At 44.6% G+C, this 19,018-nt stretch carries 12 protein-coding genes and 2 pseudogenes; 5 read left to right on the top strand and 9 right to left on the bottom strand.

Annotated elements, in window-relative coordinates:
* Window positions 1-99 precede the first annotated feature (99 nt).
* On the bottom strand, window positions 100-888 hold the full coding sequence (dsbC, locus tag ACSLUR_RS02515; protein WP_116014911.1) for a bifunctional protein-disulfide isomerase/oxidoreductase DsbC: 789 nt from the start codon (window positions 886-888) through the stop codon (window positions 100-102).
* Window positions 889-1,188: 300 nt separating this feature from the next.
* Here dsbC and fldB point away from each other — a divergent pair, with 300 nt between their 5' ends.
* The 4 genes and pseudogenes from fldB (at window position 1,189) to ACSLUR_RS02495 (ending at window position 4,185) form a co-directional block, all read left to right on the top strand.
* Window positions 1,189-1,725, top strand: coding sequence for a flavodoxin FldB (fldB, locus tag ACSLUR_RS02510; protein WP_448551496.1), 537 nt, complete (start codon window positions 1,189-1,191; stop codon window positions 1,723-1,725).
* 192 nt (window positions 1,726-1,917) lie between these two features.
* Window positions 1,918-3,171 carry an ATP-dependent RNA helicase SrmB gene (srmB, locus tag ACSLUR_RS02505; protein WP_448551494.1) on the top strand — a complete coding sequence of 418 codons (1,254 nt, stop codon included), beginning with the start codon at window positions 1,918-1,920 and terminating at the stop codon, window positions 3,169-3,171.
* A gap of 194 nt (window positions 3,172-3,365) precedes the next feature.
* Entirely contained in the window at window positions 3,366-3,716 is a 351-nt protein-coding gene (locus ACSLUR_RS02500; RefSeq protein WP_448551492.1) for a 5-carboxymethyl-2-hydroxymuconate Delta-isomerase, read from the top strand.
* A 99-nt stretch (window positions 3,717-3,815) separates the two neighbouring features.
* Window positions 3,816-4,185: pseudogene (locus ACSLUR_RS02495) on the top strand (DoxX-like family protein).
* Window positions 4,186-4,341: 156 nt separating this feature from the next.
* Here the strand turns inward: ACSLUR_RS02495 and ACSLUR_RS02490 are convergent.
* The 8 genes and pseudogenes from ACSLUR_RS02490 to ACSLUR_RS02455 form a co-directional block, all read right to left on the bottom strand.
* Window positions 4,342-4,965 carry a bifunctional 4-hydroxy-2-oxoglutarate aldolase/2-dehydro-3-deoxy-phosphogluconate aldolase gene (locus ACSLUR_RS02490; RefSeq protein WP_448551489.1) on the bottom strand — a complete coding sequence of 208 codons (624 nt, stop codon included), beginning with the start codon at window positions 4,963-4,965 and terminating at the stop codon, window positions 4,342-4,344.
* A 35-nt stretch (window positions 4,966-5,000) separates the two neighbouring features.
* Window positions 5,001-6,011: a sugar kinase gene (locus ACSLUR_RS02485; RefSeq protein WP_448551487.1), complete on the bottom strand. Its 1,011-nt coding sequence runs from the start codon at window positions 6,009-6,011 to the stop codon at window positions 5,001-5,003.
* 128 nt (window positions 6,012-6,139) lie between these two features.
* Window positions 6,140-7,456 (bottom strand): annotated as a pseudogene (locus ACSLUR_RS02480) (MFS transporter); the annotation flags it as partial.
* Window positions 7,457-7,460: 4 nt separating this feature from the next.
* On the bottom strand, window positions 7,461-7,802 hold the full coding sequence (locus ACSLUR_RS02475; RefSeq protein WP_448551485.1) for a cupin domain-containing protein: 342 nt from the start codon (window positions 7,800-7,802) through the stop codon (window positions 7,461-7,463).
* Window positions 7,799-10,315, bottom strand: a complete 2,517-nt coding sequence (locus ACSLUR_RS02470; protein ID WP_448551483.1) for a heparinase II/III domain-containing protein — start codon at window positions 10,313-10,315, stop codon at window positions 7,799-7,801. The genes ACSLUR_RS02475 and ACSLUR_RS02470 overlap by 4 nt, the downstream gene beginning before the upstream one ends.
* Before the next feature lie 6 nt (window positions 10,316-10,321).
* On the bottom strand, window positions 10,322-12,619 hold the full coding sequence (locus tag ACSLUR_RS02465) for a polysaccharide lyase 6 family protein (RefSeq protein WP_448551481.1): 2,298 nt from the start codon (window positions 12,617-12,619) through the stop codon (window positions 10,322-10,324).
* Window positions 12,620-12,804: 185 nt separating this feature from the next.
* Complete coding sequence (locus ACSLUR_RS02460; RefSeq protein ID WP_448551479.1) at window positions 12,805-13,683, bottom strand: NAD(P)-dependent oxidoreductase; 879 nt, start codon at window positions 13,681-13,683, stop codon at window positions 12,805-12,807.
* A 257-nt stretch (window positions 13,684-13,940) separates the two neighbouring features.
* Window positions 13,941-17,108 (bottom strand): TonB-dependent receptor, encoded by a 3,168-nt coding sequence (locus tag ACSLUR_RS02455; protein ID WP_448551477.1) that lies wholly within the window; start codon window positions 17,106-17,108, stop codon window positions 13,941-13,943.
* Between the two features lie 376 nt (window positions 17,109-17,484).
* Here ACSLUR_RS02455 and ACSLUR_RS02450 point away from each other — a divergent pair, with 376 nt between their 5' ends.
* Window positions 17,485-18,993, top strand: a complete 1,509-nt coding sequence (locus tag ACSLUR_RS02450) for a polysaccharide lyase family 7 protein (RefSeq protein WP_448551475.1) — start codon at window positions 17,485-17,487, stop codon at window positions 18,991-18,993.
* The last annotated feature ends 25 nt before the right edge of the window (window positions 18,994-19,018 follow it).

The raw sequence follows: 19,018 nt of genomic DNA, 5'->3' as shown, positions 1-19,018 counted from the left end.
TCGCACACTAATATCCATCAAAAAAAGCCAACGAAAAAGAGCCAATAAAAAAGGCCACAACGAAAGTGCGGCCTTTGGTTTTTAAGAAAACGACTAAATCTATAGGTTTTCTAAAATATTCATTAGGTCATCCGCATCACGATAGCCCGGCAGCATAAAACCATTTGCTAAGATAATCGCAGGTGTACCACTAACCCCAACCTGACGACCAAATTTAAAGTTTTCTTCTACTGGCTTGTCACAAATGCGGCGAGCAACACTTGAACCCGCTTTCGCACGTGTCATCGCTTTGGCAGGATCTTCGTTACACCAGATTGAGCGCAAGTCTTCAAAGCCTTGCGTATAAGTGCCTGGCGATTGGTAAACACCAGCGCGAGGGTAAGCTAAGTAACGAACGGTAATACCTAAATCGTTGTACTCTTCCATGCTGTTGTGCAATTTACGGCAGTAACCACAGGTAATGTCGGTAAATACCGTTACGACATGCTTTTCGTTTTTCGCAGGAAACACGATCATGTCTTTTTCAAATTTAGCCATACCGTCTAAACGTACTTGCGCTAGGCTAGTTTCCGTTAAGTTAGTAACGTTTGGTCCTAAATTAAATAACTTACCTTGAATAAAGTATTCACCGTCGTAGCTGGTGTAAAACAAGCCTTGTTCGGTAACAATTTCAGCTAAGCCAGGCATTGGCGTTTTGCGAGCAGTGCTCACTTCCAAGCCTAATGTTTGACTAATGGTTTGTTTTAATTTTTCAGCATTAAAAGTGGCCGCTGAAGCGTTAGCAACAGCTGCTGGAACTTGCTCAGGGCTTTCAGCATGTGCGGTAAGCGCAAAAGAAGAACAAAGAAGCGCGCTGGCATAAACCGCGGCAGAAAACAGCTTTTTCATTTACATCTTCCAAAATTGGGTAATAGGGTTACGAGATTATTGGCTATTAGCAACCAAGTGAACACACAGACCCTGATTCGATGGCTAAAATTACAACCTAAGCATTAAAAATGCAAACCTAAGCCTATAGCTACCGGATCTATGCCATGCTGAATCCTTGAGGCACCATACCAATTGAAGTAATAGTAGTGGCGAAGAATACGCCATTTCTGCTAAACTCGCGCCCGTTTTAATTCCAATTCGTTTTTGGCTGAGAATCATCTTAGTTGGAACACCAATAAAGCAAGGCGTAAAACCCCAATGAAAATCGGCTTATTTTATGGCTCAACCACTTGTTATACCGAGATTGCTGCGGAAAAAATTCAAGCAGAAATGGGTAACGATGACACCGGCACTCCGCTAGTAGAGCTGCACAATATTAAAGACGAGCCTTTATCTTTAATTGCCGACTACGACCTAGTGATTTTAGGCATTTCCACTTGGGATTACGGCGAATTACAAGAAGATTGGGAGTCTCAGTGGCAAGACCTAGCAACCATTAGCTTTGCCAATAAAATTGTTGCCTTGTATGGTATGGGCGACCAAATTGGCTATACCGAATGGTTCCAAGACGCCTTAGGTATGCTGCACACCTGTGTGGTTGAACAAGGTGGTCATGTCATTGGTTATTGGCCAAACCAAGGCTATGAGTTTGAAGCCTCCAAAGCCCTGACCCAAGATGGCAGCCAATTTGTCGGCTTAGCTTTGGATGAAGACAACCAATATGACCAGTCTGACGCCCGTATCAGCCAATGGTGCCAAAGTGTATTGGAAGAGATTGCTGATATTCTGGCTTAATTGACCAATCGCCAAATTCACGCAAGAAATCTAGCGTAAAGCCGCTTGCAAACGGCCCACGCGACATTAAAGACAATAACTAAGAGTGCAAGCCCAACTATTATTTATGTTGGCACAAGCCACTTTTAGGTAAATAAACAGTTTCACACTATAATCTGCACATCTTTGTGCCCAAGTAGCGACGTAATATTCATGTTCGAGCAGTTTGATTTAGACCAAGACCTGATCGGTGGCATTGCCAAAGCCGGTTTTAAAAAGCCCACTTCAATTCAGCAATTAGTGCTGCCAGAAGCAATGGACGGCAAAGACATTTTAGCCTCAGCGCCTACCGGGACAGGTAAAACGGCTGCGTTTTTATTACCTGCTGCTCAGCATTTACTGGATTACCCACGCACAAAGCCAGGCTTTCCACGAGTACTCGTATTATCGCCGACACGTGAATTAGCGCTGCAAATCAGCGAGCAAAACGAGCTACTAACCGCCCACACTAACATTAAAACCGGAGTTATCACCGGTGGTGTTAATTACGGTAGCCATAAAGAAATTCTAACGGCCACCACAGATATGCTGATCGCTACACCGGGTCGTTTAATGGAGTACATTGAAAACGAACAATTCGATGCTCGTGAAATTGAAATCCTGATTCTGGATGAAGCGGATCGCATGTTGGATATGGGTTTTGCCGACACCATCAACCGTATAATCGGTGAAGCGCGCTGGCGTAAACAAACCATGTTGTTCTCGGCAACGCTTGAAGGTGCTGGTGTGATCAAGTTCGCTAAAGAGATCCTTGATGAGCCAGTATACTTAGAGGCTAACCCGTCTCGCAAAGAAAAAGCAAAGATCCACCAATGGTTGCACCTAGCGGATGACAAGCAACATAAGCTTGAGCTACTAACGCATATTCTGAAACAAGAAGAAGTAGAACGTGCCGTAGTGTTTGCCAACAAGCGTGAAACCGTTCAGTTCTTATCGGGCAAACTTTACAGCGCTGAAATTCCATGTGTTTGGTTAGAAGGTAAAATGCCACAAGACAAGCGTAATAGCGCGGTTGAGCGTTTACGCAAAGGTGAGCTTAATGTCTTAGTGGCAACCGATGTTGCAGCCCGTGGTTTAGATATTGACGATATTACCCACGTGATTAACTTCGATATGCCACGCAAAGCCGATATTTACTTGCACCGTATTGGCCGCACTGGTCGCGCTGGTAACAAAGGTACGGCTATTTCATTGGTAGAAGCACACGATATGCTAGCAATCGGTAAAATTGAGCGCTATACCAAAGAGCGCCTGCAACGCCGTGTGATTGACGAGCTTAGACCGAAATTTAAAGAAGCGAAAGTGCCGATGAAAAAGCCGAAAGTGAAAAAATCGGCGGCCCAGAAAAAAGCCAAGGCGAAGAAAATCGCTAAAAAAGTGGCAAAGAAATCAGCGAAGAATAAGTAATAGCCCAACTAATAACGACTCATAACCTGCTACTTTAAGACTAAGTAAGCGATAACCGTTAGCTTGGTCGTTAGTTCAAAAACCGAAAAAAAGCGCTATTTATCACCTGATAAATAGCGCTTTTTTCTTGCCTTTCAATTAGGTAGCATTAGGCTACTTTCATATAACTTTAAACTAGCAATTTAAACTAGCAAATGCCCCATTGCATTATCGAACACGCCAGTACACTTGATAGCAACAAGCTTGTTTCAGCCGTCTTTCAAGGTGCTTTAGCAAGTGAATTATTTGAACCTGATGGCAGTGATATTAAAGTAAGAGCAATTGGCTTTAACAGCTATCAAGTAGGCAATAACCAATCAAAAAAGAGCCCGTCAGACTTTATTCATATCACACTCAAAATACTCTCAGGTCGCAGTGAAGAGCAAAAACAACTGCTAAGTAAAAGTGTATTGGACGCGTTTAACACACTAGTATTGAATAGCTGTGAAATCACAATCGAAGTTGTTGATATAGATAGAACTAGCTACCTGAAAGCCAAGTGCTAGCGGCTAAACATTTACCCACAGTCGTTAGTCCTTAAACCATCTCCCAACAAAAGAATGACAAACGTCAAACGACAAGCAACTGACAACAAGGAAGTAGTTATGCAACCCATTCAAATCGCGAGAATTATTGTCAGTTTTAGCTGGGTTTACCACGGCCTTTTTCCCAAGCTTGTACATATTGCACCGCTTGAAAAACAGATGACAGCCAGCTTTGGGTTTTCAGCAGAGCACTCATATCTTGTTACCAAAGAAGCAGGTGTCGGTGAAATGCTGTATGGTACCACCTTATTTTTTTTATCGACACAAGCCTCTAGTTGTTCTAAATATTCTGGCCTTAGTTGGTTTATTGGGGTTTGTTGCCATTATGCAGCCGCAGCTGTTAATTGAAGCCTTTAACCCAGTGACAACCAATATTTCCTTAATCGCACTAAGCGTTATCTTGTTGAATGAAAAGCAACACAGTAAATAGATGTTTGCTGGCTATTGCCATCGGCCAGCAGCGCTTAGCCGCCAGCTTTTTCGTCGTAAACAGAATCTACACATCGTCACAGCTAAAGTCACCAGCTGGAAAGTTCGTAGCTGTATCCTTACCGGTTTTATCTCTAATTTAATGAGGTTGATTTGCTTAATGAGGTTGGTTCGCTGCTAGGCAAGCACCTGTTATGGCTTGCCAATTTTGCGTTGCTACCCAGTCTTTACTCGCAACCCATGTACCTCCGACAGCAAACACATTATCGAGTGATAAATAATCGGCTTTGTTTTCAGCGGTCACGCCGCCCGTTGGACAAAAACTAATATCTTGAAATATAGACGAAATTGATGACAAAAATTTCGCACCACCAGATAACGAGGCAGGAAATAGTTTTAATTCTTGATAACCAAACTCTCTAGCAAGCAAAATCTCACCTGTGTTTGATACGCCCGGCAATACCGGTAAGCCACATTGTGTTAGCTGGGTGAGCAATTTTTCAGAAACGGCAGGCGTAATAATAAAGTCAGCTTTTGCCGCTATCGCTTGTTGTAAAATATCGGCATTGGTTACCGTACCGGCGCCAACAATCAGTTCAGGCAATTCGGTTTTAATGGCGGTTAACGCCGCAAGTGAGGCTTCGGTGCGCAGCACCACTTCAACCAGCGTTAATCCTGCATCAGCCATCGCGCGAGCAATCGCAATGCCTTGTTCAGGAGAGTCAGCTTGAATAATCGGTAGTAAAGTTTGGTTTCCCATCAATGAGGAAAAAGACGTCATGGTATAAACCCTAAAAAATAGTTAATGGCTAATAGTTAGTTGAAACGTGAAGAGAAAGCTGTGCTTTCTACAATGGCACCTTTGTGTTGAATAACAAAAGCAGCAACCTTGTTTGCCAATGCTACTGCTTGAGGAATAGAAGAACCCACCATGCGAGCGCCAAGGTAGGCGCCGTTAAAGGAATCGCCAGCTGAGGTGGTATCGACCACATTTGACACCGGCGTTACATCGACAACGTGCCGTTGATTACCAGACACACAATAGACATTTTTTTCGCCATTTTTAATCACCAACTCTTGGTAATCGTAGTCTTGAAAAAACGCAATGATTTGCTCGACTTCTGATTTCACCGCTGATTCAGGCATTGAATTTTTCAAGTCAAATATCTGGGCGAAATCATCGACACCGGGCAATAAAATATCCGCAGCGGCAAAAGCTTGTTTGAAGGCTAGTTGCGCCTCTTCATTGCTCTGCCATAAGCGCGCGCGGTAATTTAAATCGAAGGCAATGCGAACGCCTGCCTCTTTTAAGGTTTGCACAAATGCCCAAAATTTAGGTCGTTCTTCAGGCAAAATCACAGCTAGCGAGACACCACTAAAAAAGAAGAGATCTCCTTGGCTAATTGTCTTGGTGATAGAGTTGGTGACCGTGTCATCGATAAACGACATCAAAGTGCGGGCGGCAGAGTCGCTACGCCAATAGCTAAAACTGCGCTCGCCATACTCATCAAGTTGAATCGCGTAAAGCCCGGGGGTTTTTGCTTCATTGCGAAACACAAAGTCTGTGCTTAACGCATGGTGGTGAAAATAATCGAGCATGTCATCGCTGAAATTGTCGTTGCCAATGGCGGTGACAAACTGCGTATCAATGGCTGGAAAGAGCCGTTTTAAGTAAACGGCGGTATTAAATACGTCGCCAGCAAAGCCTTGTTGAAGCGTTTTACTGGTAGCTGTTTTATCGGCAGTACTTGTCGCTTGAGTTGTTGTCGCGCTGTGTGCCGACATCAACTCAATCATGCATTCACCGAGTAAAAAAATCTTGTTCATTGCCTATTGTTACCCAAGGAAAGTACTATCAAAAAAAGTGTTACCCCAGAAAATGAGCGCTAATTGCTGGTTTGCTTACGGGCTTGATCAGCCGATTGCGATTCGCTCTTGCTGTTATCTGATAGCGGCTTTAGCGGTTCAACTTTAGGTATTAGCAACCAAATGGCTGCCATCGCGATAATCGCTAGCGAAGCGCCAATAACAAAGGCAGGCGTATAGTTACCATCGGCGGTTAACCACGGTACTAGCGAAGTAAGCCCTACCGCGCCTAACTTAGCCGCCATCCCCGCAAAACCAGCTAGCGTGCCGACTGCTTGTTTGCCTAGTAAATCACTTGGCAGGGTTTGCACATTGCCAATGGCGGTTTGAAAGCCAAATAAAATGACCGCCATAATTAATACTGCAGTTACGGGCGCACCGGGATTTGCCATGGCAAGCAACGATGGCAACATGATCAAGCAACCTAAGGTAATAACAAATTTGCGGGTTTTATTAGTATCCCAGCCAGCTTTTAGGCGGTTTTGTGCCAGCAAGCCACCAAACCAAGCCCCAAACATCGCACCAACGTATGGCACCCAACCGTATATACCGATAGATTTCACGTCCATGGCATAGACTTCGTTTAAATAAATCGGGATCCAAAAAACAAACAACCACCAAATCGGATCGATAGCGGCAGAGGCGATAATCACGCCCCAGCTTTGCTTACGGGAAAGTAGCTCGCCCGTTGATGGGTTGTATTCTTGCATTTGCAGAGCTGTATTTTGCGCGCCAACTGTTGCGCCTTGTTGCACGTCAGCGGATGGGCGTTGTCCTGTTAATATATATTCGCGCTCTGCTTCGCTAATCCAAGGGTGCGACCCCGGCGGCGCTTTGACTAATACTAACCAAGGTACAAGCCAAAGCAGCCCCACCAAGCCGACAACAACAAAAACCATTTGCCAGCTAAAGTAAACGGTAAGAAAAGCGATGAGTGGAATCGCGACAATACCACCGATAGCAGCACCTGAGTTAAAGATACCTTGTGCTAATGCACGCTCTTTGGTGGGAAACCATTCCGCATTGCCTTTGGTGGCACCGGGCCAGTTGCCCGCTTCTGCAACCCCTAAAATTGCGCGGAAAATACTAAAGCTCAGTATCCCTTGGGCAAATGCATGGGCGACAGTTGCCAGTGACCACACACCAATCGATAACACAAAGCCGATTCGTGTGCCGACCCAATCAAATATTTTGCCAAAAATGGCTTGTCCAAAGGCATAAGCGAAAACAAAGACAATCGAAATATTGGCGTAGATTTGTTTGCGCTCTAATGCCGATTCATCTGGAAATAAGTCTTCAACAATGTCCGGCCAAAGCACACTTAATGCTTGGCGGTCGATGTAGTTGATAATAGTCGCGAGGGCAATAAGTGTTACGACCCACCAACGTAATCCTTTAATTTGCATGGTCTTACTCCTTTAAGAAATCTTCGCGCGCGGGGCTAAAAGTATCGATGAGAATACCACCTGTTGGTGACGTTGCACCATGCTCGGCGTTAGGTGGGATGTAACAACTGTCGCCTGCTTTCAACACCTTAGTGACGCCATCAATCATAAAGTGAAATTCGCCTTCAACCACATAAGTGACTTGCGAGTGACGATGGGCATGCGTATACGCGGTAATACCTTGATCGAACCAAATTTTCACCGCCATTAGTTCATGGTTGTAACCGAGCATTTGGCGTCGTAAACCACCGCCAAGATCTTCTATTTCAGCTTCGTTGCCAAAGGTAAAGTGTGCGCTTTCACTCATGATAAATCCTCTTGTAATATCCCGTTATTCGCCTGCTTGGTTAATGCAATGCTAGGAATTTGAATAACGGTTAATCGACCATTGGTTTGGTAGTCGTTATTATTGTAATTAAATCTTGTCTTGTGGTTTTTAGGCGTTAACTGATGGGCATGATTAATCGCGATCAGGAAGCGTTCACCACTGACTAATTGCACTTCAACCAAATCAAGCTCGCCATCTACCTTGTGAATTAGCCCCGACACTTGTGTAGTGGCTGATACTGTAAATTCTTGCGCTGGATTATATTGCCCATGTGGCTCTAGTACGCTGACAAAAGTGTGCGCTTTGGCTTGCTTTTTTCGGTAAATAAAGCCAGCTTCATTACGCAAATTAAAGTGTGGATCGTTCGCCCCTAATCGGGTGAATAGAGCTTGTGTGTCGCCATCAGCAATGGTGGTTTGCGTATAAAACTTGCCGTTGTCGTTAAGCCAAGTAACTTGCGCAATGTCTTTTGCTGGCGTTGCCTCAGCGGTTAGCCATAAGTGCTGATAACCATTGCTTTTACCTAATGGCGATAGTGATTCGGTAAATGCTTGTCTTTCAAAGTTGGTGTCAATCAGCTGCCCTTGATAATGCAGCGGTAAATCAAACTGACGTGGCTTCTTGCTGGCGACTGAAAATATATCAAGCGCTAGTGGCTTTTCAGCTCCAGTGCTCGTTTTTAGGGTGAACAGTGCCAAGGTGCGTTTTAAATCCGCATCTTTATAGGCGGTTTTTATTTCGGCACTAGCGACTGTGGCTTTTATCTTACTTTTTAGCGCCTTACTTTGCTGATTGGCATTGGGCGCAGTATTCTTTTCAGTCGTTTCAAAAAACAACAGTTCAGGGTGATTCGCATTGCCGACACTGACTTTGCCATTAAAGTGACTTTGTTCATCAACAACTAGGGTATTGTGTGCGACAGTTTGTTTGGCGTAAGACTTATTCTCTGGCAGATAGCGACCACCAAATTTTGCTTCCACATTGAGAAAACGGGCTGCGCCGTAGTCAGAAACAATTTCATTGCCGCCATCGTAAAATTGCCATGTCAGCTTATCAAAATGCCCATGTCCTAAGCCTTGAGCCGCCGGCTTAAACAATAAGGTCTGCCCCTGCTCAGAGCGCTCTCGCTTGCTGTGCTGGCGCATAATCACCAAGGCACCTTCACTACCTGTGGCACCATCACCAAAGGCGATAGATTGGTACTGGTAAGGAGTAGTTAATTGCTGATCTAGTGCCTTGGCGACTTTAAGCCCATTGCCTGATAACACAATTTGGTTTTGTTGTTTGGCAATGTCTAGCAGTCCAGTATCGCCCGTTAAGCCGTAAGCCAAGGTGACGCCGTTAACTAACTCTATGGTGTCGATACCTTTTGATTTAATTGCATCGTTAATGGGGAAAAACAGCCCGTTGTAGCTAAGTTCAATCGTAGTGGTAATTGCTTTGAGGATAATGCCATCACGATAGCTAAAAATATCACGCTCTGGCTGATTGTTATCGATAGCTTGGGCAAAGGTAATAAAAGGCATCAGAGCATAGCGCTGATAATAAGGTCCTTCGTTGTAGTAGCCCTGTGGTGAAAATAACTGATCTAGCTGGCGTAAAAAGCCACCTTTACCGGATTTTTGCAAATCGTACAGTGCCTTTTCAACCCACTCCGGCTCGTTCATGACATAGCCTGCCATACCCACGCCAGCGGTTGCCCATGTACCGTGATTGTGCACTTTATTAAAAGTAGAAGGTTGTCCTTCAGATAAAAACAGGGCGACGGGTTTTAGCAGGTTATCTTCAATAGTTGTAATGTCTGAAGAAGACAGCGCATTGTAGATAAGATCGTAGGCTTGAATGGTATAGACCAACCACACCGCTTCGTTGAGACTTTGCCAGAAAAACTTGCCAGGGTTTTGTGATTTTACTTTGCGTTTTGGGTGCAGCCCTAGCGTTGGGTAAAGCTTGGCATAGGCAAGTAACATATCACGGACAAAATCAGCGTACTGTTTGTCTTGGCTTAATTGATAAATTAAGCCCGCGTTAAACATCAGTTGATAATTTTTCTTATGCCTTTCATGAGTATAACCACCGCCACCATCGGCTGGGACGGGCACAGTAATCGGCAGCTGCATTTGTTGATCTACACGCGTTTTAAGCGCTTGATACTTTGTAGCGAAGCGTCCTGTGTCGTTAATCGCCGCACGCATTAATGGCAAGTCGCTGGCACGAATGACTAAATTGGGGCTAACTCGCGCACCTTTTTCTGAACTAGCGCTATGGTTTTCAAAAGTGTTGTTTGTAAAATTGTTGTTTTCATTAGTTTTAGTTGTTGAAACGGCGTTTAATTCAATAGCGTTAGCGTCAACTGCTAAAGGCATACTTAACAACAAAATAAGCATCGACAGCGTAGGAGTCAGCGCAGAAGTTAGCATTCTTACGTGACGAACTTGGCGACATAAAAAATTCGGTAAACTGGGTAAACTGAGCAAATTAGCGAACATCATCACGGCTTATCTCGTTTTATGATCGCCAATGGCGAGCTGATTGTTTTTAATGTGCGCGGTATGTTCACCCTTGGCTCTTAGCTCTGCGACTCTCAGCTCGACCACAGATGGCTTAGCACTTAGCTGATTATTGGTAATCCGTGTTATCGGTTCGCCCACAGTATGTTCAATCACAATAGGCGCGCTATTAATTAACTGATTATTCTTAATATCCGTGACTTGCACGCCATGCAGATAAACACTTGCTGGCGAATTTTTAGCGACTTTATTGCGTTTACCATTGCCAACATCGGCTAGCTTATTACCTGACATGAGCAAGTGAGGACCAAAAGTACTTTCATCGCTGCCTCCGCGATAAAGTTTTACAAGCGCGCCTTTTACTTGAGTGAACTCATTACTCGTTAAAGTGACGTATTCTGCGTTGTACACGCCTAAATCTTCAATCTCTTTGTTTAGGCGCAGAATATCGCCGGATATATTGATGAAACTATTGTTGTCAAAGGTAATTTGGTCGGCAAATGCACCTTTACCTGATTCAAACACATGAAATGAGTGGTTAATATCAAGGTTCTGAATTCGTGAATTTTGGATAACCAAGCGGTAGTTTTGGGTCATCCCCCACTTTTTAGTACGCACTAAGGTATTGCCTGAATAGTCAGGGCTGTTGCGACCGTCGATAACCAACCCGTTGAGCGTTAAACTGCCACCATCAAGCAATTCAAAGAAAGTACCGCGCTCAAAGCTTAGCGTCGCTTGCTGCTTATTTTTTGCTACGATGGATAGGGTTTTATCCAGATAAATAATCTTACGGGCGTTGTAATTGCCGTTTTCTAATACCAGCACATCACCATCGTTGGCACGCGATACGGCATTGAATAGCGCATCTTCGCTCGGCGCTACGCTAATGGTTTTACCGCCGCCAAAGGCGCTTTCTGCCGCAGCTTTGGGATACCAACTAGGACCTGTTTGTGCTTTGGTGATTGGTGTTATGTTGTTAGCAATACCTTGAGCGGTTTTTGGGGTTGGGTACAACAAACCATTGTCAGCGCGTTGTAATGTAAGGTTTTGCTTAGTGAGCCCAGATGACAAAGCCGCTAGAGGCTGGGTATTGGCGAGGTTGTTTTTAAAAGCAATACCAGAGACGTCATCGAATAAGGTGAAAGGCTGCTGATCGTCGTTGTAAATCAGGTTATTAGCGAGTGTAGAGTTAATTGGTACTGCACTGCGCTCAGCGTCACTGCCAGCAGCGAGTTGGATATGGTCAACATTAATTAAACTGTTATTGGTAATAAGCGCATTGTCTACTTGGTGATAACGATTAATGGGTGAATTTGGCACGCCATTCATTACGGTTAGCCCACTGCCAAAGCGGTAGCCCGTTAATCCTTCAAGGTAATTGTTGCGAATAATTTGGTCTTTATTGATAACACGAATGCCACCAGTGTGATCGACGCCGTTTCCAAAAAAGATATTGTTCTCAATAATATTACCGTTGCCGTGACGCAGCGTTAAGGTGCCACGTGATTCAAAGAATACGTTGTTGCGCAGGTGATTCTTGCCGGATTTAACCGAGACAATTTCAACTTCCCCATTGCAGCGGTCAAAATAGTTATTCTCTACTAGGGTAAACGAGTGACTTAGCGAGTGATGGCTAGTGCCAATACGCAAGGTTTCACCGCCGTTGGAGCCAAAAATAGGACGAGGACCAAAATAGTTATGGTCGATACGGTGATAGTTTTCTTGGCTGTTTACATCGTTTAAACGCACCGCTAAAGTCACGCCTTTGTTGCGTTTACCGGCTAAATAGTTATGGTCAAAACGGTTGTGCTTACCGTACAGCGCTACCCAGTAATCGCCTTCGCGTTTATCAGGGTTTGAGTAGTTTTCAATAACGGTTTCGGTCACCCGAGAATGATAGGCAAAATCGGTTTTATTGCGGCGAAATGCGATGACTTCACTACTGGGGGTATAACCATTTTTGAATACCAGCCCCGAAACCATTAAATATTCACCCGCTAGGCGTAAATTCGACTGCCCTGAGAGAATGACTTTACCTTTGGTTTGCGCAGTTAACGTGATGGGGTTGTCTTTGCTGCCTTTACCCGTAAATAAGATCTCGAAATCATGATAGGTACCATTCGCCAGCGTCACCTTATCACCCGCAACTACTTGTTTAACAATGCGTTTGAATGCTTTGGGTGAATCAACCAAATAGTCTTTGGCTGAGGCTGGCAAGCTGACACCTAAAGTAAGGGCTGCCCCTATCAACAATAACGCTAACTGTACTGATTTACCGTAATTCATAACGCGACCATGTGTATTAAAATATCGGCTTTCCCAATATCCTTATAAGAGAAAGCCGAGCGACTCAATGGGGGAAATACTAGGGAGATAACTTACCCACTGAGCATGCCCTGTTGTTAGGTAATCTAACTTTCTTAACTTCCTAACTCATTGTTCTTATATGCCTTTTCACTTAAAACCTGTATTTAGCGGTTAAGCTTCAAAAAGTAATCGAAAATTTCAGGTACATTGCCATTCCCCATACCGGCATCAAATGCCGCTTGTAAATTTGCCGACGACCCTTCAGCAATTTTCGAGCAAGTACCCAAGTCTTCAACCATTTGCAGGAAGTAGCCTAGATCTTTGTTGGCATTGGCAATAGAGAAACCGAGGTCGCTAACACCATCGACTGCATAATTTTTACAAAATTGCATAAACGGTGAGTTCGAAGGGCCTGTCGACATAATGTCGAATAACTGCTGACGATCGACACCAGCACGGTCAGCAACAGCGAACGCTTGCGACATAGCGCATACCGTGGTCATACCCATAAAATTATTGACCAGTTTAGTGGTATGCCCCGCACCCAAGGCGCCTAGGTGGAAAACATTTTCCCCTTGCTCATCAAGTACTGGTTTTACCTTATTGAAAGTATCGATATCACCGGCAGCCATAATGTTAAGCAGCCCGTCTTTCGCGTGAGCAGGGGTGCGACCTAGTGGCGCATCAATCATACCAACACCATTTTTGGCAAGGTCGGCACCGATTTTTCGGGTTGATGCTGGAATAGAGGTGCCAAAATCGATAAGCACTGAATCTGGCTTCATGCCAGCGAGTAAACCGTCTTCTGAATAAACCAGCTTCTCAACGACATTAGAGGTGGTTAAACATAGCATTACAATGTCGCTCGCTTCGGCAAGTGCTTTAGCAGAACTTGCAGTATTGGCACCGCGTTGCACACAAGCGGCAACGGCGTCAGGATTAAGATCCATGACTGTCAGCGGGTAACCTTTATTTTGCAGGTTTTCCACCATATTGCCGCCCATTAAACCGAGACCGATAAAACCAATACGTGGTTTTGACATAATAAACTCCTCGAAAAAAGCGTTATCGTTTTTGATATATCGCTGCCCAGTGAGAAGACAGACGAATTGATAACGCTCCTTATCTAACTCTGCTACTTGAACTCAATTACTCGAACATTAGCCATGTTGAATTAAATAAGTGTTTAAACAAAAGAGTGTTTAACTATTGGAAAAAACACTCCGGATAATTCAGCAGGAAACTGCGAGCATAGCCTGCTGAGGTAAAACGTTGCGTTAGCTAGCCAACGCGCTTGCTATTAAAATTTCGCTTTTACGCCAAACTCCCATTTGGTGCCTGAGCGTGAATAATCGGCGATTGTGGTGTCGTTACCTCGCGTCATTACTTGCGGTTCGTTGGTTAAATTCAGACCTTTAAGAAACAGGCTGACGTTTGAATTGATTTTGTATTTTGCCGACATGTTCATATAGGTTGCGTCTTGCACATAGCGGTGTGAACGATCGGGGAACGGCAAACTATTGGGTTGTAAGTATTTAGAGCGATACTTCCATAACAGGCGCACGGTAGTTTTATCGCCTTCCCAGTAAATTGACGCTGATGCGACATTTCTTGAAAAACCAAATAAGTTGGCATCAGGCACGATACCTGGGCTTGCTGGCTCGTCAGTGACAAAACTTGAGTCGGCGTGGTTCCATGCGATTTTGGCACCTAAACCGTTAAATGGCTCAGGTAACTCAACAAAGTGTTTTTGTGCGTTGACTTCAAAGCCCTTGATGACAGACTCATCGTCTGACGTTTGTTTTACGATGTGGCTCACATTCGGGTAAGTGGTATCAACACCATCGAGATTCACGGTAATATCGCGCTGTTCAATGGTCGTCTCGTAGCCGCCAGTAAACGATTTATAGTAAAGCGCTAAACTCACGGCGGCATCTTCTGATGGGTAGTATTCAAACGACACATCAAAGTTATCTGCTGTGTATGGGTCTAAGTGGTTACCATTGGCTTCACCGCTGCGAATCACTTCAGAAAAGTCGGTATTGGTATTGGGATCGCAAATGGTGTCGTTTTCATCTTCACAGGTTTCATAACTTACACCTGCCGACATCGCATTCATTTGAAAACGCGACATAGAGCGATAAGCGGCGGTACGCACATAAAAATCGTCTTGTACCACAAAGGTTAAGTTGAGGCTGGGCAGTACTTCAGTATATTCAGAATCTAGGGTGACACGTTCTATCTCACCCGTCGGGTTGATGACCGAATCCCAAACGATATCCCCTTCGTTGGTTTCGCGAGAGGTAATATAAACTTTGTCGCCCCAGCCATCGGAATGGGTTTCAGTTTTCACCACACGAACACCGACATTACCAAATACTGGAATGCCACCAATTTCTGCATCGATGTTACCCATGATGTAGGCAGCGGTAATGGTTTCTTCAACATCGCGGTCACCGCCATCTCTGCCATCAGCACGTTCACCAATATCGTAAAAATCAGTGCCTGTGGCGCCTGGCAATTGACCTAGAATTTGACCGATAAAACACTTGTGATCATAGGTGGCGTAACGGGTGGCATCGCCGCCATCACCCGGCTCTTCAGTAAATTGAATATTGTTTGAATGATCGTTTTGGCAGTTATCAATAATACCGTTGATAAGCGCTAGATTCGCCTCTGGGTTGAGTTCATCCCAGTTATTGTCTTCGTTATCGCTGGCACCATTGCGCTGATCACCGGTGGCGATGACTAATGACACATCGTTGTTGACATAATCAACTAAGTTTTCAACCGAGTAACGTACCCCTGCTTTAATGCTAGAGAAATAATCATTGTCCAGTTCGTATTCACCGCTAAAATCAATGGCGGTTATGTCATCTTTACGTTCTTCGTGGGTGCGACGATATTCAACATAGGCATGGTCATTGTTGACAAAATTACCCATGTGGCTGGCGTCAAAAGCTTCCCAAGAGGCAAACCCTGCATTGTCTGGACCTAGGCGGTTACTGTCAAGCCAAGTCAGGGTTGGCACATTGCGACCGCGGAAATCGAGCGCGTAGTTATAACGTTCGGTTGAGCGGAATTTAGTCCTGTGGCGCAAGCGGTAACGATATGACTCAGAGTAAGAAAGATCGAGAGCAAGCGATAAGCGCTCAGTTGCTTGATATTCAAATTCAAGACCGCCACCGCGGTATTCGTCAACTTGGTTGCGATCTTCACCTTGCAGAGTTGGGCGTGCTTCACCTGTGGCATACAATAAAGTGTGGTCACTTGAGATAATGTGATCGGCAAGATCATCGCGACGCGTATCGAGTGCTAACTCCATTCGCTTTTCGGTATATTCTAAATCTGAATATTCAAAGTCGGCATTTATATCGAGTTTTTCGTTTGGCACCCACTGAAACGTAAACACGGCACCTGTGCGAATATCTTCGTCTTCACCAGTACGCCAGTAAGCATCGTTCGGTACGTAGAAGATACTGTTACGATCAAAATTAGCTAAATCGGTATCGATACCTAATTCAGGCGAGCGACCAACACGACCTGCGCTTACCCCTTGTTGTCCGGTGGCGCAGTTGCTGCCGCCAACCAGTGATGAGCCATCAGCGGCACGCAGTGCACAAACACCCATTTGTGAACTGCCGCCGTAATTTTCTTCTGGGTTAGCCGAGTCACTATGGATAAGACCTGCGGTAAAGCCCATGCTACCGTAGTCTTGGGTATCCCACTGCTGGACTGTTGAAGCTACGATTTTTCCGCCCCACGGAGAAACATCACCGTCAACGTCTTGGTAGTATTGGTTATAAATACCTGCCACTTGCACAGTCGTTTGCGACTTGCCGCTGTCAACTGCGCGAAGTGAGTTGACGTCAATAGTGCCTGAGGTACCGCCTTCTACTAAGTCAGCTTGTTGCGATTTATAAATCACAACCTTATCAACCAGCTCTGAAGGAAATTTTTTAAAGTTTACTGCACGACCAGGTCCCGCATTGGTAATGGTGCGACCGTTAAAGGTTGAATAGCCCCAGTACGAGCCTAAACCACGAATCGATATTTCATTTTGACTACCTTTCAAGCGGTGTCCAGAAGCGCCAGAGATATTCTCAATAACATCTGATAGCGATAACCCAGGCAGTTCGCCGAAATCGGCAGCAGCGACGGCATCAACAATTGCCATATTGTCTTTTTTCTCAGCGAGAGAGCGTGTCATGGTTCTTTGTAGCGAGCCACGTACTTCAATAACTTCGACTTCGTCGGCGTCTGGATCTCTTGTTGCCGCAGTGGTTGATGGTGACTCTTGCGCTGATGTTTCTTGCGTCGCTACTTCTTGTGCAGCAATTGTTGGAAACGCGAGCATTGTTAATAAGGTTGACGCACACAATAGTTGTTTGCGGTAGCTGTCCCCGTGGCGTAATGCCCAGCTGACCTTATTGAGTCGATTGGTGGTTAACGTGTTGGTAGTAGCCATGTTGTAAACCCGATTGATTATAGTTTTTTTATTTTTTAATGATCATTATTCAAGCAATACAACGTTTCGTTGTCAACCATTTTGGTAAAACAATATTTATTTTGGTAATGACTTATGCCTTACCAATATGATGCTTTTAATAAGTGACTTTACTTTATCTCTTTGATTTTAAATGGTTAATTCTAGGGCGCAGTGGTTACCCAGAAAAGGGTGTTTCTATCAAAGAAAAATACAGACCTTTGAATAATTATTATTGTTTTAAGCGATATGAACTATCCTTGCTATAAAACCAAAATCTTTATATTGGTTGACCAATGATTTGGTTTTGGTGTAAAGGTCTATGGGGTATAGAACTTAACAAGAGGGATGGCTTACGATGAACTGTGCTAATGAAATCTCAATAGCAACCGCAATTTTTAATACAAATAACCGTATTGGCATCGGAAAGCTTACTGCTCGTTCGCAATACGCGTCTCGTTCGCAACACATCGATGGCGCCCATAATTCACGTACACTTGTATTGTTGATTGGCTTATTGGTCTTGCTAGCTGGATGCGGCGGTAATGGCAATGCTGCGCCCGCAGTAGCGGTGCCACCCTCAGTAGAACCAACACCACAAATAGATGACATCAGCTGTGAATCATCTCACTTACTCTCCCTCGATAGTATTGTTGCTTCTTCATCCGACAGCAATATCACAGCACTTCACGATCGCAATAAAACCAACAGCTCAAGCTGGCAAGCGACAAGCTTGAGTGAAGAGTTAACGATTAAAATGGCAGAACCTGCGCTTGTTAAAGCCATGGTGCTGAGTTGGCAAAATAGCGAGGTTAGCCACGGTTTCAGTATTGCTGCATCGAAAAATAACGAAGATTGGCTTGAACTCGTTACGCCATCACAGAGCGCTGAGATGACGATAATTCCTGAGCTGATTGATTTAACTACAATGGAGTCGGCAACGGCGCTATACCTTAAATTATCACTTACTGGCGGTTCAGTGTCTGAGCCCAGTCAATTGGTTGAGCTAGAAGTGTTTGGTTGTCAACAAACGCGAGAGCATAACATTGAGTTGATTGATTGGTATTTAAGCGTACCAACGGATGAAGACAATGACGGTCGCTCTGATAGTATCAGCGAGTCACGACTAGCCAACGGCTACCAAGATCCTCGATTCTTTCGCAGCACTAGCGATGGTGGTTTGGCGTTTGCGACTAGCGTTTCAGGATACAAAACGTCAACCAATACCAGCTATGTGCGTTCAGAGCTTAGAGAGATGCTTCGTCGAGGTAATACCAACTATCGAACGCAAGGTGTAAACCAAAACAACTGGGTATTTTCAACGGCGCCAACAAATGACAAAGAAAGTGCGGGCGGCGTCGATGGCACGCTTACCGCAGAGCTTGCTGTTAATCAGGTGACGTCAACGGGTGAAGCGTATCAAATTGGTCGAGTGATCATTGGTCAAATTCATGCCAATGACGACGAACCAGTGCGGCTTTACTATCGCAAATTACCAGACAATCAAAATGGTGCCATATACATAGCCCACGAGATATTAGGTGGTGACGATATCTACTATGAAATCATTGGTAGTCGCAGTAATAGTGCAAGTAATCCTGTTGATGGCATTCCATTGAATGAGAAATTTAGCTACGAAATCAGTGTCGATGGGTACACTTTAATAGTGACCATTACCAAGGTCGATGGCACGACGCATAGCACGCAAGTTGATATGTCTGCTAGTGGTTACGATCAAGGTGGTCAGTACATGTATTTTAAGGCAGGCGTATACAATCAAAACAATTCTGGTGATCAACACGATTATGCAGAAGCAACGTTTTACCAGATATCCAATAGTCACCAAGGTTACAACAGCGGTGGCTGATGCAGTACAGCACATTCAATTCACA

It is taken from the genome of Thalassotalea montiporae, from assembly GCF_053485855.1.
The sequence above is the reverse complement of the archived record's forward strand: the minus strand, read 5'-3'. Positions and strand labels throughout refer to the sequence as shown.